Genomic DNA, 17,358 nt, shown 5'->3' with positions numbered 1-17,358 from the left:
GATTAGACATAAAAACTCCCCTTAAGATGAACAGATTTTATATTTTTAATCTGTCTACCTTAAGGGGAGCATATCAATAGCGTGTCCGGGTTTTTGTTTGAAGATAAGATAGTATAAGCGGAGATGTCTAGCTCCATTCATACACAAGCAGAAGCTAATAATCAATAATAAATGAACTGGAAATTCGCGATGAAAAGGTTTACAATATTTAATAAGGGACGTAAATTTAACAAAAAAACCATAAAAATCTTCAATATGTGAAACGTGCAAAAGTGGAAAGAGTTAAAGAATTATTAATATTCCCCATGATACAATCGGAATGATTAGGAACTACTTGGTTATGATAATCAAAGTTATTTTATTAAAATATTTAAACAAATTACTGGGTTTACGCCCTATGAATATCGCCAGAAGTATTTAAAGGGAGTTATATAAATGATAAAGCAAAATTATTGGCATGTACTGGATAAGCATAATGTTGACGAAGATATACTTCGGTTTTTACAGGAGAAGGTCAAAGAATACAGTAAAAAAAATCTGGAGAATATTACTTACCAAACATTCCGAAGCTTTGAAAATAAAGGTGATAGAAAGGAATTTGAGACTATCTATTTTGAAAGGCGAAAGAGATTAACAGCCTTTGGATTAATGGCTTTTCTCTCTCCGGAAAATCATCAATATCTAATGTGGTTGGAAAATGAAGTATGGCAAGTGTGTCAAGAGTTTAGCTGGTGTTTACCGGCACACATCGACCCACAACTGGAAGGGCAAAGCTATCAGGATTATCAATTAGATGGGAAAAAGCAATATACGATAGATTTGTTTGCAGCAGAGACAGCTTTTACATTAGCTGAATTACTGCACCTGTTTTATAATAGATTGGATCCTTTTTTAATAGAAAAAGTAAAGATAGAAGTCGACCGTCGAGTTTTGCAGAATTTTATTGATAATGGTCCTTTTCATTGGGAAACTGCGACACATAACTGGGCTTCTGTCTGTGCTGGATCAATTGGATCTGCGGCGATTTATTTACACGATAATGATACACAGCTCCACCTTGTTATCGATCGAGTCGTTGATGCTATGAATTGTTATTTGGAAGGTTATAAAGCAGATGGGGCCTGTACGGAAGGATACAGTTACTGGCAGTATGGCTTCGGCTACTTTGTTTATTTCTTTGATCTTTTGGAGAAATACAGAGGAGAGTCTAGCGATATTTGGCAACATGACAAAGTAAGAGAAATTGCATTATTTCAGCAAAAAATATTCCTGGGTCATTATTATACAGTGAATTTTTCAGATGCGAATAAACTTGCTAAACCAATGGCAGGATTTACACGATTCCTGCATATAAAATTTCCCGAAGTACATATACCAGACAGGGAAATTAGCCAAAAAGAGATTATTGATCATTGCGGCAGATGGGCTCCAGCTTTTCGTGAATTGGTTTGGACAAATGTGGATTCACTAGGTGCTAAATGGCCTGATCAGGATTATCAGTTAATAGATTCAGCGATAACTGTTTCCCGGCTCACAAAAGATAATAGAACATATGCTTTTGCCGCAAAAGGCGGCCATAATGATGAACCGCATAATCATAATGATATCGGTCATTTTATCTTGTTTGCAGACAACCAGTATTTTTTTAAAGATTTAGGTGCGGGGCAATATAACAAAGCGTATTTTGGAACAGAAAGATATAATTTTATCTGCAATAGCGCCAAAGGCCATTCTGTACCTATTATTAATGGGTATTATCAATCATTTGGCCCTGACTTTCATGCTGTAATCGAAACAGCTAGTTCTACAAAAGAAAAAAATGTATTCTCATTAGCAATGGAGAATGCTTATTCTGATCCGGCATTATCCCAGTTCAAGCGAACATTTAGCTGGGAAAAGAAGAAACCTGAGTTGATATTAGTAGACTCTTTTTTGTTTAATGAATCTCCAGTAACTATTGAAGAAATCCTGATTCTCGAGGACCACGAATATCAGATTTTCGATCATTGTGTGAGATTATATGCAAAAGACCAAACAATGAAACTATCCTATGATTCAGCCTCTGAAAAACCAGTGATAGAAAGGAAGCAATTTATCAATCATGATGGGGAGGCAGAATATTTCTTATTATTTTGTTTAACTGTTAAAATACTAAAATTAAATACAGAGATATTGTTTCGATTTGAATGGGAGGAAGTCAAACAATCACAATCAATTCAATAAGTAAGAAAAACACAATATACTACATAATTGGAAATCCCGGAGTTAGTTGTCCGGGATCTTTCTTTACATGTTAGGAATAATTTATTGACAAGTGAAGGTCCAAAAACTTCCGCTGATCAAAGTCACAGATTATTCTTCATATGTGCCAATAATTTCTATAGCTTCTTCGACTAATGACATATCAATGATTTGTTCAAAATCTAGTTCAGCTTGTATCGCACCGTTTTCCTTATAAAATTCATATTGTTTCTTTACATCTTCTTCAAAAATATAGCCATTCGGATTCAGCCCTGTTACACCGACCTGTTCCCATAACGCTTCATCTTTTAACGCTGTGTGATTCGCCATAATTGAAATAATTTCTGCTTCGTCTCCTATCCCTTTGATAAATACGTCATGGTAATCTCTTACTGCTTCCAAATATGCAGCCATAAATCTTACGGCAACATCCCGTCTTTCCGTAAGAAAATTAGGTGATCCTAAAACCATAGCGATTTGTGCTTCTGGTGCATAGTCGGTTGCATCACCAAAACGCTGATGAATTCCTTGATTCTCCCCTTGGGTAATTAAAGGTTCTATTTGTAATGCTAAGTCAATTTGCTGATTTCCCATTGCTGACATCATATTGCCAAAATCACTCATTAATACGAACTCTACTTCATCAGTGGATACACCAGCATGTTTAAGCATTTCGTGGTAAATGTAGTCATCAACCCCGTTTTTAGTGGAAACAGCAATTTTTTTGCCTTTTATGTCACTGTAATCTATGATCACATCTTTTAAGTCTTCTCGCACAACAAAAGTAAAATAGGAACTGCCTTCATTGTTATGTCCTTTATCTGCGATAAAACGAACGTCAATTCCTTGAGCGATTGAATTGAAGAAAGAGGCAGAGGAGATTCCACCAGCAACATCTACTTCACCAGAAGCAACAGCAGGAAGCATTTCATCACTATTTCCAAATGTAGCAAACTCAACTTCTATATTGTATTTTTCAAAATATCCTTTGTCTTTGGCGATATAAAAGCCTGCTCCAGAAGCCGACCCATCTTCCGCAATTACAACTTTTGCTGGTTCTTCTAATGGGGACAACTCATTACCTGTGGAAGGGGCAGGAGAAGGACTGCTTTCTTTACTTTGACATGCAACCAGACTGATCATCCCAATAAATAAAACAACGAACCAAGCTAACTTTTTCATTTTATTTTCCTCCATTACATTAAATTAACCTAGTTTGTTTTACTTCCTCTTGCAAGTGCTCCCAAATCTCTAAAAATCTCTGTGTAATTTCACTTTGTGATCGAACCTGCTCAATGGAGCGAGGTCGTGGAAGATCAAGTTTAATATCTTTCATAATTCTACCTGGCTGTGCACTCATTAAAAGAATTCGATCACTCAGCAATAAAGCTTCATCTATACTATGTGTAATAAAGATCACTGTTTTTCTTGTTTCCTGCCAGATCGACAGAAGTTCTTCTTGCAGGATAAACTTATTTTGTTCATCTAATGCAGCAAATGGTTCATCCATTAGCAGGATGTCGGGGTCGTTAGCAAACGCTCTGGCAATACTAACCCTTTGCTTCATTCCCCCGGACAATTCTTTTGGATAGAGTTTGCGAAAATTAGACAATCCAACTTTTTCAATATAATAATCAGTTTGCTTTCTTGTTATCTCTTCAGGTAAGTGTCGCATCTTAAGTCCAAACGCGACATTTTCTTCAACAGTTAACCACGGAATAACTCCATTTTCTTGAAATACCATTGATTGTGTCGGGTTCTTTTTGGCAGCTGCAGAATGGATAGTAATATTACCAGTGGTGGGTGTTTCCAGGCTTGCTAGAATCCGCAGTAACGTTGTTTTGCCACAGCCACTTGGGCCTAGTAAACAAACAAATTCTCCATCTTCAATCTTTAAATCAATACCACTTAATGCGTCAATATACTTGTTTCCTTTGTTAAACCGTTTTGATAATTGTTTAATTTCTATTTTAGCCATAGACTCACCCTTTCTTAAATTATTTCCATGGCAATAATTTGGCCTCTAAACCACGGAGAATGATGGAAAATATATAACCAAAAAAAGAAATAAGTATTAAACCAACGTACATTTCAGGTAATAAAAATGCTTTGTAGTTCATCCAGATTAAGTAACCAATACCTGAATTAGCACCAATCATTTCAGCTGCAACAATGGTTAGTAATGCGATTGCCTGCCCCATCTGAATTCCTTCAAGCATAACAGGCATCGCACCGGGTAATGCGATTCGAAAGAAAAAGTCTTTTGCATTTGCTTGATAATTTTTCGCCACGTCCAGGTAGATTCGATCAATATTGGCTACACCTGCTGCTGTGTTAATCACAACAGGAAAGAAAACGCTGATGGCTATTGTAACCATTTTAGAGAATTCACCAATACCAAATAGAATTAGAATAATTGGTAACATTGCCAAAGTAGGGATTGGCATAAATATCATTACGATAGGAGAGAAGAAATGGCGAAAATATTTATACATTCCCATTAAAAGACCTATGCAAATGGCAGGTATGACACCAAGAAGAAAACCTAGAAGGATTCTCGTTAAGCTGATGGAAACATGTGAAAATAATTCTCCAGATTCCCCAAGTTGAAACATTGTGTGGATAATGAGAGTAGGTGGTGGAAAAAAACGTGAATCTAATATTCCTGTATTTGAGCAAATTTCCCATAATAGTAATAAAAGCAATGGGGAGGAGATGGTAATAAATTGTTGAAGGTTTACTTTTTTTATTAGTTGAAATATATTATTATGCATGTTAACCTCTTCCTCTCTTATACGGCTATATTATGTTATCGCCCATAAAGTGTGCTCAGGAAAAACAAAAAAACCACCAGATATGGTGGTTTCGCCTGTTTCAAAAATAAAGTTATGCTACTTATATAAAGAACTAACCGATTGCTGCTCATACAATCTGATGATAGCTTCTGCAACTACTGGGCCCACAGTTAATTGGGTGATTTTATCCTTTTGTTTTTCTTCGGATAATAAGATTGTGTTAGTTACGATCAGTTCTTTAACATTGGATTCCATTATTTTATCTACAGCGAGTCCTGATAATACAGGATGAGTGGTACATGCATAAACCTGTTTGGCTCCATGTGCTTCCAATGCTTGTGAGCTTGTAGTAATTCTTCTTCCGGTATCGATAATATCATCGATAATAATGGATGTTTTTCCTTCAACTTCCCCAACTATATTAATGGTCGATGCATTTTCTCTTGGTCCTCTGCGGTCAACAATCGCAATAGGTGCCTTCAATTGATCTGCAAGCTGCCTTGCTCTGGAAACACTGCTATGGTCCGGTGCTACCACAACAATATCTTCTAGTTGCTTCTCCTGTATATAATTACCGATAATGGGGACAGCTGTAATGGGATCTACAGGTATATCAAAAAAGCCTTGAGCTTGTGGGGCATGCAGATCAATCGATATTACTCTGTCCGCACCTGCTTTTTGAATAATGTCTGCTATTAATTTTGCAGTGATTGGTTCCCGAGCGCGCGATTTTCGGTCTTGCCTTGCATACCCGTAATAAGGAATAACTAAATTTACCGACCTTGCTGAAGCCCTTTTTAAAGCATCGGTCATAATAAGTAATTCCATAATGTGATCTTCTACAGGGTCAGAAGTTGATTGGATAACAAACACATCACATCCTCGGATACTTTCTTCAATATTAATCTGAATTTCACCATCACTAAATCTTTTAACAGATGATTCTCCTAGTTCAATGCCGATATGTTGAACGATTTCTTCTGCTAGAGGTGTATTCGAACTTAATGAAAAAACTTTAAGCTTGGTATTATGGTACGAGTCATTCAAGCAAAAGACCTCCTAAATAAAATGTTCTAATGACAAGGCTTGTCATTTTCTGCAATAATTTCATCTCATTTATTATCGCAAATCCAGGAGACGGAAACAAGTTATCACTATTGAAATTTTTGAATTAATGAACAAATTTGTTTTGTCTGTTCACGCAACAATTCTTTGCTATTATCCATACATTCCTGCAGTGATAAAGGTTTGTTTATGATAGAAAAACACCCTGCGAATTTCTGCCTCAATGGATCTATATTATTCCCTAAGCTGCCAGAAAGTAATATCGCGGGTTTTTGATATTTATTCGCTAGATCTGCTACATAACCTGGTGCTTTACCGAATAATGTCTGCTCATCACTCTGGCCTTCACCTGTGATAATGATATCAGCATTTTTAATAGCTTCTTCTAAGTTAGTTGCAGTTGCGATTAATTGAGCACCAGATTCTAGTTTGCCCCCTAATGCTAAAAAAGCAAAGCCTAAGCCACCAGCAGCTCCAGCACCCGGAAAGTCTTTGATAGAGGTGTTCAGCTTTGCTTCAAGTATGTCGGCATATTTTTGAAGTGCTTGATCAAATGTGATAATTTGTGATTCTGATGCCCCTTTTTGAGGACCATAAATAGCGGTGGCTCCGTTTGGACCGCATAATGGATTATCAACATCACAAGCAATTTTGAAGTCAATGGATTTTAATTTTGGATTTAATTCGGTGATATCAACACTTTCTACTGCTAACAAGTCTTTGCCATATGGGCCAAGTTCGTTATGGTTGTTGTCATAAGCTCTCAGTCCAAGAGCTTGCAGCATTCCTAAACCACCATCATTCGTTGCACTGCCCCCTAAACCTGCAATGATAGTTTGACATCCTTTATCGATCGCATCATTGATAGCCTCGCCAATTCCGTATGTAGTCGTATTTTCAGGGTTGCGGTCTTTGTCAGGTACTTGGATAATTCCGGCATGGAGCGCTGTTTCAATTACTGCTGTTTTCTGATTAATTATGGCATAATATGTATTTACAGGTTCTCCAAGTGGTCCAGTTGTCTTTAGATGAATTAACTTTCCTTCCCCCGATGAAAGAATGGCTTCTATTGTACCATCACCGCCATCTGCCATCGGTTTGATTATAACATGGTCATCAGAAATTTCTTTAATAGCGTTTTGCATCGTTTCAGCCACTTCAGTTGCTGTTAAACTTCCTTTATATGAATCAGGAGCAATGACAATGTTCAATATATTCCCTCCTAAATCTGAATATTATATAACTAAATTATACTTGAGAAAGCGTATTCAAACAAGGATGAGAAATTATCTGGAATTGTAAGCACACCTGGAAGATTTTTTTCAAAAGCAGGACTTTAGAAAGTAGAGGAAGATGTTTTCAGAATACCAAAACAATCCGTACAATTTGAATTGTACGGATTACAGTATGATAAATTACTCTTGTCCTTATAGGTTATTTAAACTGTTCTGTTAAAATAGCTTTGACGGAATTTCATTGATTTTCTTAATTCCAATAAAATGATGGTAAAGGCAATGTGGCCATAGACTAAATTTGCAATGAATATTATCCATAAGTAGCTTTCGTTAGGGGCAATCCCGACCATCATATGCTTAATAAATATAAACCAAGCACCGATTACAAACGGAATTTGTAATACAGCTGTTTTTTTCCATTTGTCACCCCATAATAGAAATGGCGTAAAACTAAATATAAACAAGAAAATTACCAGAATACCCATAATTTTCACCCCGTTTAGAATTTTGTAAGTGTTTACATTTATTATAGCATAGTGTTCAAAAAATTGTAACAATTAATTCATAAAATAGACACATTTTAAGAAAAGCTCAAAGCGCCCGTTCTGCCCCGACAAGCTTAAGCGAAACTGCGACGTGGCGATCTTTGCCACAAAGCAGGATCGCTTAAGACCTCGAGGGGCAGGCGCTTGGAGCTAGACATCTCCGTTTATGCTTTCTTTACTTTTTAAAAAGGAGATTGACAAAGAATAAAAAAATCCTTTGGGTAAAGTATACCCAAAGGATAGAACTTGTAATCATCCAGTGTTACGTAAACCTGCTGCAACCCCGTTGATTGTCAGAAGTGCTTCCACTAATAATTCATCATATTGCTCGCTGCCCTCTTCTTCTTTTCTAAGTTGAGAAACAAGTAATACTTGGAGCTGGTTTAATGGATCCACTAATGGATTACGTAATTTGACTGATTCTTTAATATTTGGCTTATGATCAAGTAATTCATCTAAACCAGTAATTTGTAAAACAATATCTTTTGTCAGATTGTATTCTTCCTCTATTTGAGAAAAGATTCGCTGACTGATTTCTTTGTCTTCCATCATATTGGCATATCCACTAGCTGTCTTCAGGTCAGCTTTCGTTAATGCCATTTGCAGATTATTAATGGTTGCTTCAAAGAACGGCCAGTGTCGATACATATTCTTAAATATTTCGAGGTTATTTGTTTCATCTAAATACTTCTTGATACCTGTACCTGCAGCAAACCAAGCTGGAAGCAATTGGCGGGATTGAGTCCATGCAAATACCCAAGGAATAGCACGAAGATCTTCAAATCGATTACTTCCTTTACGCTTCATTGGACGTGAACCGATATTTAAATCACCAAGTTCATGTAGTGGTGTTGCCTGGTTAAAGTATTTAATAAACCCAGGATCTTCAAATACTAATGATTGATATTTTTTTAATGCGTATTCAGAGATCATTTACATTACTTCTTCTTCTTCTTTTGTTGGTTGAGGATCATTTGCTGTTTGATCATTAATACCAACGATACTTGTCATAAGAGTAGATGTCGCCTGTTCTAAGCTTCGATATGCGATATCTTCCAGTAAATAACGTGATGACAGTACTTCCCCTTGTTCAGTGATCTTAACACCATCACCTAATGTAATAGGCGGCTGGGAAAGAATGCTTGAATATAATGATCCGCCACCGCGTCCTAAAGAACCGCCACGACCGTGGAAATATTTCAATTTCACCCCATAGCTTGAGGCGATTTCGTGGATTTCCTGCTGTGCTTTATAAAGTTCCCAATTAGCAGTAATGTTTCCACCATCTTTACTGCTGTCAGAGTAACCTAACATTACTTCCTGCAATTCGCCGCGTGCTTCCAGGTGTTTACGGTATAATGGAATATCGAATAATTGTTTGATCATTCCTGGACCATTCTTTAAGTCATCTATTGTTTCAAGTAATGGTGCGACGTGAATTTTACTCACAACTTTACCATCAGGATATACACGGTATAATCCTGCTTCTTTAGCAAGAACAAGAACTTCAAGCAAGTCACTTACCGCACTAGTCATACTAATTAAGTAAACTTCAATAGCTCTGATACCAAACGTATCTTGAGCACGCTTGATCATGCGGAAAGTATCAATTACTTCCAGTGTTTCAGGAGAGAATTCATCATAGATAGAAATCATTGGACGTGGATTTTCCAAAATTTGAATCAATGTTTTTACTTTATCTTCCTCATTAAGGGAAGAGTAGTCTTCAGTAATATTCACATTTTTCAATACTTCTTTAAGGGCTGACTCATGTTCACCACTATGGTTACGGATATCTAATGAAGCTAAATGGAACCCAAACAAGTCAACCTGTCGAATAACTTTTCTTAATAGCTTGATTGGATTACTCTTTGGATGGTGAAGCTTCATGCTTTCACGAATAAGATATAAATCAGCAAGAAGTTCTTCAGACTTCTGATATCCTCGCTCATCATCATTTGCAGTGTATTCCAATTTCTTTAACATTAAAGATAGCTTTACACGATATACTTCATCTTCTTTATGCCAGCCATTTTCGTTTAGTTCTTTTTGATCTTTCTTAATTGATTCGAGAATTTCATCACTCACATTAACATTCGAATCTGAGTGGCTCATACGATCCTTTAATGTATCTAAAGCTTCATTATATTTTCTCAGTACCAGCTCACGATGGCATTTTAATGTCTCAAAAGTTGTTGTTGCTTTAACATTTGGATTCCCATCACGATCTCCGCCAATCCATGAACCAAAACGTAAGAATGATGGAATATTCCATCTTTGTTTGTATTTTTCATATAGCAAATCTTCTAAATCATCATGAACTCGAGGCAGTACATCAAACAGTACATGGTCAAAATAATAAAGACCATTTGAGACCTCTTTCATAACTGATGGTTTATTCTGTCTGATTTCTTGTGTTTGCCAAAGAATTGTAATTTCATTTGCAATTCTTTCTTTAATCATTTTCTTAGAATAACGCGTTACAGCATAATCCCATGATGTAAGAAGGTTAGCAATTCGTTTATGAATTTGTAAAATAGTTCTTCTGGTTGCCTCTGTCGGATGGGCAGTCATAATTAATTCCAGAGATAATTTTTCAAGTAATTCCGTTATTTGTTCTGGTGTTACATTGTTATCAAATAATTGTTTCACTCCAGCTTCCAGGGAACCTGGTTGAATAATATCAGCATCCTGTGCTTGATACTCACGGCGTCGTCGTGTACGATAGTTTTGCTCAGCGATATTTAATAAATGTAAATGAATCGCAAATGCGCGGATTACATTCTGTCTTGAGCCCGGATCAAGCTCCTTGATTGTTTGTTTGATCTGTTTTTGTGATTCATTATCTTCTGTTTCTCTTACTTTCGTTGAAAGCTCACGAATTTGTTTGACAATATCCAATAAAGGTTCTCCACCTTCGTGAAGTAGTACGTCATCTAATATTTTTGTTAAATATTCTACGTCTTGCAGTAAGGAAACTTTTGATTTTTCGTCAGAAATTGCTCCCATTTATCCCACTTCCTTTCAAATTAATAATTTTTTAATAAGTAATATCGAGCTATTAGAAGTCTTGCTTATGTTATTGGCTGGAGTTGGGTAGAGGATATAACTTCATATGATCGCATAAGAGCTATAAAAAATAGGCACATTAATTATCATATCATGAAATTGTCGAAAATAATAATATTTTTGTTTGAGTTGTGCGAATTGTCAGAATTTCTGGTATGTATGATAGAGTATAGTGAAGGGGATATGTTTCATTATATTCTATTGAAAATATAATCGATTCGCAAAATTTATATAGTAGGTGAATGAATGATGCAACTAACAGGAGTATTACCAGCCGTAAGGAATATGAAAGATTTTGAAAAAATATTAGAAAGTGACTTTCCAATCGTCATCTTACTTGAAACAAGAATTGCACAATTAGGTCAATTAGTTAAACTAATTCGAAATAAAAAAAAGAAGGTATTTGTTCATGTTGATTTAATCAATGGATTAAAGGTCGATCAGTATGGGATGGAATATTTAATTAGAGATATTAAGATTGACGGAGTAATTTCTACAAGAGCTAATGTCATCTCTATGGCAAAAAAGAATAATATTATCGCAATCCAACGATTATTTGCTATTGATAGCTCTGCAATTGACAAGAACTTAGAACTGGTGACAAAAACTCAACCAGATTATATTGAAGTCTTACCAGGGATTGTGCCATCTATCATTATTGACATCGTTGATAAGACAGGGATACCAGTTATCGCTGGTGGTTTAATAAAATCAAAAGAAGATATAGACACTGCGCTTAATAGTGGAGCCAAAGCGATTACTACCTCAAGGTCAAACCTTTGGAAATATTGATTTCTTCAATACAGGGGCTGATTAAATAATTAGTTTGGGGATTAAATTATTTTGTCATATTCCATTGACAGCGTTTTTAAAATGAGATATTGTATATCTTACAAGTTAATAAAACAAAGCATTATGGAGATTTGGAGATCCGGCTAGTTTAGGTTATATGGTTATTCGATAGTTTATTGAATTTTTGCCATATTACCTTTTTAGTCTGGATCTTTTGTTTTGTCAACAGTAAAACGCTTAAATAGAGGAGAATTTGTTTATCAGGTAAATTAATTCAATATGATAGGGAGAACTTTAATTATTGGGGGTTAGGACAATGAGAAAACTGATAAGAGGTATCGTGTTAGGTATCTTATTAATAATGATAGTATCACTTGCAGCTTGCAGTAATAATGAAACCGCTAATACTGGCGATAAATCAAAAGTTGTGAAATTAGCACACAATATGAATGAGGACCATGTTATACACCAGGCGTTAACATCATTTGCAAGCAAAATTGAAGAGAGAACAAATGGAAGTATTACCTTTGAAATTTATCCTAATGGGATATTAGGTAATGAAACCGAAATATTAGAGCAAATTCAAAATGGTTCTGTTGACATGACAAAGGTAAGTGCAGGAGCATTAGAGTCATTTTCCCAAGAATTTTCTATTTTCTCTTTGCCATATATTTTTACAAGTGATGAGCATTATAGAAAAGTAATGGAATCTGATGTTGCCCAGGATATTTATCAATCCACTACAGAAATTGGTTTTAGAGGCCTATCATATTTCGACTCCGGTGCACGCAGTTTCTATACAACGAACAGACCAATAGAAACACCGGAAGATCTTGAAGGATTGAAAATTCGTGTAATGAACAGTAAGACAGCGATCAATATGGTAGAAGCTCTTGGTGGTACTGCAACTCCGCTTTCATATGGTGAAATTTACACTGCATTGCAACAAGGGGTTATTGATGGAGCTGAAAGTAATCCAACTGCTTTAACAACAGGACAGCATGGAGAGGTTACTGACTATTTCTCCTTTACTGAACATACCAATATTCCTGATATTGTTGTTATTAGTGAAAAATTATGGAACAGTCTTACAGAAGAAGAGCAAAAAATATTTGAAGAAGTCGCACAAGAAACTAGGGAAGAACATACAGAACTATGGAATAAAGCATTAGATGAAGCAGTTGAACAGGCAAAGGAAATGGGAGTTACCTTTAACGATGTTAATAAAGAACCGTTTATTGAAAAAGTTAAGCCTTTGCACGAAGAATTTATGAAAGATGAAAATATTGCAGAACTTATGGAACGAATTAATGAGTTAAAATAAACAATTCAAAAAACTATGTTGAATTATTAAAGGGAGGAGAGTTCACTCCATGTCTATCGTATCTAAAATTAAAACAGGGTTGGATCGGATAATTTTATCTGTTGCTTCCATATTATTATTAATATTAGTGTTGGGTGCAATCTGGCAAGTGGTCTCACGTTATGTTCTTGGAAGTCCAAGTACATTTACAAATGAATTATTAGGATTTTTACTGATATGGACTTCGTTATTAGGTGCGAGTTATGCGTTTGGTTCCAACCAACATTTAGCATTGACTTTTGCTACAAATAAATTAAATAAAAAGGGCCAATTGGCAACTACCATCTTTGTTGATTTAATTATTGTATTGTTTGCAGTTGTATTCTTAATAATTGGTGGGATTGATGCTGTAAACATAACGAGCGTACAAACAACTCCTATATTAGGTATCTCTAAAGGGCTTGTTTATTCGATTATACCGATTAGCGGTTTTATCATCATAATATACAAACTTTTAGGGATAAGCAGTTATAAAAAGATCGATCAGGAAGAAGGTGAATGACGATGGATGCAACTTTATTAGCAACTATTGTATTATTCGGAACATTTTTTTTACTATTAATACTAGGTGTGCCTATTTCAGTTGGGGTTGGGGTATCCTCTATATTGGCAGGACTAACGTTAGTTCCATTAGAAATGATAACATTTACGGCAGCACAGAAATTGTTTGGAGGTATTAACAGCTTTACATTACTTGCAATTATCTTCTTTATGCTGTCTGGCAGTATTATGAATAATGGCGGTATTGCGATTCGGCTGATAAACTTAGCCAAGTTATTTGTAGGCAGATTGCCTGGCTCTTTAGCTCATACGAATGTTGTCGGGAACATGTTGTTCGGATCCATTTCCGGTTCAGCAGTTGCTTCAGCGGCGGCGATAGGAAGTGTGATGAATCCATTACAGAAAAAAGAGAAGTATGATCCGGCATTCTCTGCTGCTGTAAATATTGCTTCTTCACCTGCAGGTTTATTGATCCCGCCAACTACTGCTTTTATCGTGTATTCATTGGTAAGCGGGGGAACATCCATTTCTGCACTATTTATGGCTGGTTATTTGCCTGGAATCTTGATGGGACTCTCCATCATGATTGTTGCTTATTTTATTGCTAGAAAAGAAAAGTACCCAATTGCTGAAAAAGTTAATTTCAAACAAGGACTTGCTGTTGTTTTAGATGCCTTACCAAGCTTATCCTTAATTGTTGTGGTAATCGGCGGGATTGTAGCTGGTATTTTTACAGCGACAGAAGCAGCGGCAGTGGCTGTAGTGTACTCCATGATTCTTGCAGCAATTTATCGTGAAATTAAACTTAATCACATTCCAAAAATCTTAAAAGAAACGATCGTCATGACAGGGGTAGTATTGTTTCTTGTTGGGACATCTTCTATTATGTCGTGGGTTATGGCATATGCAGGAATCCCGCAATATATGACAGACTTTCTAATGTCTATATCCGATAATCCGATTATTATTTTATTATTAATGAATGTTATCCTTCTAATAATTGGTACTTTTATGGATATTACTCCAGCTATATTAATCTTTACACCAATCTTCCTTCCTATTGTCACTAATATAGGAATAGATCCAGTACATTTCGGTGTAATTCTTGTTTTTAACCTGTGTATCGGTATTACGACACCACCAGTAGGAAGTGCATTATTTGTCGGAAGCAGTGTAGCGAATGTTCCGATTGAGAGAATAATTAAGCCATTATTTCTCTTGTATATTCCATTAGTTATTACACTTTTCTTAGTAACATATTTTGAATGGATTAGTTTATTTATTCCTAGATTATTAGGCTTATTATAAAAAAGTGAGGTTTAAATTATGATTAAAGAAAAATACTTCAAGGTAGATTCTGCAGAAAATAATACAGTTACATTAAAGGCTGAAGATATTATCGCTCATGTATATGTACTGGAAGAAGACATTGTTCGTGTATATATGCCAGAGGAGAAACATCCATTATTAGAGAAGACTTGGGCAATTACTCCAGGAATGGAGGATATGCCAAAGGAAGGCCGAAATAAGGCTGACCTGTCACCATTCAGCTTACCTGAATTTGAACTCAATCAAACGGATCAGGAAGTTGAAATAATCACAAGTAAATTAAAAGTGAAAATAGAACTTAATGGCCTGAAATTTCATGATCGAAAGACCCAAAGCTATAATTTTAATCAAAGCTTAGGGAATGGCGTATATCACTACCTTGAAAGAACGAGAGATGAATCATATTATGGGTTAGGTGAAAAAGGCGGTCCTTTAAATAAAGCTGGAAAACGATATCGCATGCAAACAATTGATGCTATGGGATATGATGCTGAAAATACGGATCCATTATATAAACATATTCCATACTATGTCACTTACAATAAAAAAACAGAAATTGCATATGGATTGTATTATGATAATTACAGTGATTCTGTCTTTGATTTAGGAAATGAATTAGATAATTACCATGGCTGGTATAAATATTATTATGCTAGCAAAGGTAATTTAGACTATTACTTTATTCTGGGACCACGCATCAAAGATGTTGTAGAGTCATTTTCTAGACTGACAGGTCAAACAATTATGCCTCCGAAGTGGAGCCTGGGTTATTCAGGATCAACAATGACTTATACCGATGAACCTGATGCACAGGAACAATTAAAGAAATTCGTAAATTCATGTAAAGAATTTGATATTCCATGTGATTCTTTCCAATTATCATCTGGATATACAAGTATTGGTGACAAACGGTATGTATTTAACTGGGATTATTCCAAAATTCCAACACCTCATGAAATGGTGGAAGATTTCCATAATAATGAGATTAAATTATGTGCCAATATCAAACCAGCACTATTGCATGATCATCCAATGTATGAAGAACTTGCTGAGAAACAGTATTTCATTTTATCCAAGGACGCAAGTGAACCGGAAACGTCACAGTTCTGGGATGATACTGGTTCATATTTAGACTTCACTAATGAAGGTACTTTCAATTGGTGGAAAGATAAAGTCAAAGAACAATTGTTATCTTACGGAATTGATTCAACATGGAATGATAACAATGAATACGAAATCTGGGATGAAGAAGCATTAGCACATGGATTTGGTGACCAACTGCCGGTAAGTCACATTAAACCAATCCAAACGATGTTAATGATGAAAGCTTCTTATGAAGCACAAAAAGAATTTTATCCTAATATCCGTCCATATCTTATTTCCAGATCAGGGGCAGCCGGATTACAGAAATATGTACAAACATGGTCAGGAGATAACTTTACGGAGTGGAAAACCATTCGTTACAACATAAAAATGGGTCTAAGCTTAAGTATGAGCGGTGTCTACAATTTTGGCCATGATGTCGGAGGCTTCTCAGGTTTAGCTCCTGAACCGGAGTTATTTGTACGTTGGATTCAAAACGGGATATTCCACCCAAGATTCACGATCCACTCTTGGAATGATGATAAAACAGTAAATGTTCCATGGATGTATCCAGAATATTTAGAGTTAATCAGAGGGTTAATGAAGGAACGAGTAAAGTGGATTCCGTTTATGTATCAGGCAGTGCATAAAGCACATAAAGAATATAAACCAATTTTAACACCGACTTTATATCAATTTGACAATGATCCTAACACATTCGCAGAGAATGATGATTTTATTGTTGGAGAGAAGTTATTGATTTGTAATGTTGTAGAAAAAGGGGCAATAGAAAGAGATGTCTACTTACCTGATAACAAGCATGGATGGTATGATGTGAACACTAATGAGTACTATCAAGGTGGTAAGGATATAACAGTAGATGCTCCATTAGAAACTATTCCGATGTTCGCTCAAGCCGGCTCCATTCTGCCGATTAGGGACGGTGAAATCAGCTTCTCTGATACGAAAGAGGAAAGAGGCATCTTAATCTTCCCATACAAGACAAGTGGAGTTACAGAAGAGTGGATTTATGAAGATGATGGGAACACATTGGATTATCAAGAGGGAATCTACACAAATATTAAAGTGAAAATGGAATGCAATGATGACGTGATTGAACTAAACACTGAAGTTGAAGGTAAATACGATCTTCCATTTGATCAAATAACATTGTATCTTCCAGAAAATGAGGAACGACAAATTAAAGTTAATGGTAAAAGTATCAGCGGTCATAAAATTGTTGTCGCAGTTTGATTAGAAAAGCATTTACATTTTCAAACAATTTATAATATGATTAAAGTATCTAAAAGTTAACATTGTGCCGGAGATATGGAGTCCAC

The 17,358-nt window shown here is 35.7% G+C and carries 13 protein-coding genes and 1 pseudogene; 7 read left to right on the top strand and 7 right to left on the bottom strand.

From position 1 onward, the window contains the following. Window positions 1-360 precede the first annotated feature (360 nt). Window positions 361-435 carry a hypothetical protein gene (locus F9U64_RS13790; RefSeq protein ID WP_323125856.1) on the top strand — a complete coding sequence of 25 codons (75 nt, stop codon included), beginning with the start codon at window positions 361-363 and terminating at the stop codon, window positions 433-435. Beyond that, on the top strand, window positions 436-2,223 hold the full coding sequence (locus tag F9U64_RS13785; protein ID WP_153404638.1) for a heparinase II/III domain-containing protein: 1,788 nt from the start codon (window positions 436-438) through the stop codon (window positions 2,221-2,223). A 129-nt stretch (window positions 2,224-2,352) separates the two neighbouring features. On the opposite strand, the gene F9U64_RS13780 is transcribed toward F9U64_RS13785, so the two are convergent. From F9U64_RS13780 to ppc, 7 genes and pseudogenes are all read right to left on the bottom strand, one after another. Beyond that, window positions 2,353-3,423 (bottom strand): ABC transporter substrate-binding protein, encoded by a 1,071-nt coding sequence (locus tag F9U64_RS13780; protein ID WP_153404635.1) that lies wholly within the window; start codon window positions 3,421-3,423, stop codon window positions 2,353-2,355. Between the two features lie 19 nt (window positions 3,424-3,442). Then, complete coding sequence (locus F9U64_RS13775) at window positions 3,443-4,219, bottom strand: ABC transporter ATP-binding protein (protein ID WP_153404632.1); 777 nt, start codon at window positions 4,217-4,219, stop codon at window positions 3,443-3,445. 19 nt (window positions 4,220-4,238) lie between these two features. Continuing rightward, complete coding sequence (locus tag F9U64_RS13770) at window positions 4,239-5,015, bottom strand: ABC transporter permease (RefSeq protein ID WP_153404630.1); 777 nt, start codon at window positions 5,013-5,015, stop codon at window positions 4,239-4,241. 117 nt (window positions 5,016-5,132) lie between these two features. Further along, window positions 5,133-6,083, bottom strand: a complete 951-nt coding sequence (locus F9U64_RS13765) for a ribose-phosphate diphosphokinase (RefSeq protein WP_153404627.1) — start codon at window positions 6,081-6,083, stop codon at window positions 5,133-5,135. A 107-nt stretch (window positions 6,084-6,190) separates the two neighbouring features. Continuing rightward, on the bottom strand, window positions 6,191-7,312 hold the full coding sequence (locus tag F9U64_RS13760; RefSeq protein ID WP_153404624.1) for a glycerate kinase: 1,122 nt from the start codon (window positions 7,310-7,312) through the stop codon (window positions 6,191-6,193). A 227-nt stretch (window positions 7,313-7,539) separates the two neighbouring features. Further along, window positions 7,540-7,821 carry a spore morphogenesis/germination protein YwcE gene (locus F9U64_RS13755; protein WP_153404620.1) on the bottom strand — a complete coding sequence of 94 codons (282 nt, stop codon included), beginning with the start codon at window positions 7,819-7,821 and terminating at the stop codon, window positions 7,540-7,542. 312 nt (window positions 7,822-8,133) lie between these two features. After that, a pseudogene (gene ppc, locus F9U64_RS13750) lies at window positions 8,134-10,890 on the bottom strand (phosphoenolpyruvate carboxylase). A 306-nt stretch (window positions 10,891-11,196) separates the two neighbouring features. Here ppc and F9U64_RS13745 point away from each other — a divergent pair. From F9U64_RS13745 to F9U64_RS13725, 5 genes are all read left to right on the top strand, one after another. Continuing rightward, on the top strand, window positions 11,197-11,742 hold the full coding sequence (locus F9U64_RS13745) for a glycerol-3-phosphate responsive antiterminator (RefSeq protein WP_153404617.1): 546 nt from the start codon (window positions 11,197-11,199) through the stop codon (window positions 11,740-11,742). Between the two features lie 316 nt (window positions 11,743-12,058). Further along, entirely contained in the window at window positions 12,059-13,066 is a 1,008-nt protein-coding gene (locus F9U64_RS13740) for a TRAP transporter substrate-binding protein (RefSeq protein ID WP_153404614.1), read from the top strand. A gap of 49 nt (window positions 13,067-13,115) precedes the next feature. After that, the gene (locus F9U64_RS13735; RefSeq protein WP_153404611.1) at window positions 13,116-13,607 is read left to right on the top strand and encodes a TRAP transporter small permease; all 492 of its coding nucleotides are present in this window, start codon (window positions 13,116-13,118) and stop codon (window positions 13,605-13,607) included. Window positions 13,608-13,609: 2 nt separating this feature from the next. Beyond that, window positions 13,610-14,914, top strand: a complete 1,305-nt coding sequence (locus tag F9U64_RS13730; RefSeq protein WP_153404670.1) for a TRAP transporter large permease — start codon at window positions 13,610-13,612, stop codon at window positions 14,912-14,914. Window positions 14,915-14,932: 18 nt separating this feature from the next. Then, window positions 14,933-17,272 carry a glycoside hydrolase family 31 protein gene (locus tag F9U64_RS13725; RefSeq protein WP_153404608.1) on the top strand — a complete coding sequence of 780 codons (2,340 nt, stop codon included), beginning with the start codon at window positions 14,933-14,935 and terminating at the stop codon, window positions 17,270-17,272. The last annotated feature ends 86 nt before the right edge of the window (window positions 17,273-17,358 follow it).

This window comes from Gracilibacillus oryzae (genome assembly GCF_009498735.1).
Taxonomy (GTDB): Bacteria; Bacillota; Bacilli; order Bacillales; family Amphibacillaceae; genus Gracilibacillus; species Gracilibacillus oryzae.
The sequence above is the reverse complement of the archived record's forward strand: the minus strand, read 5'-3'. Positions and strand labels throughout refer to the sequence as shown.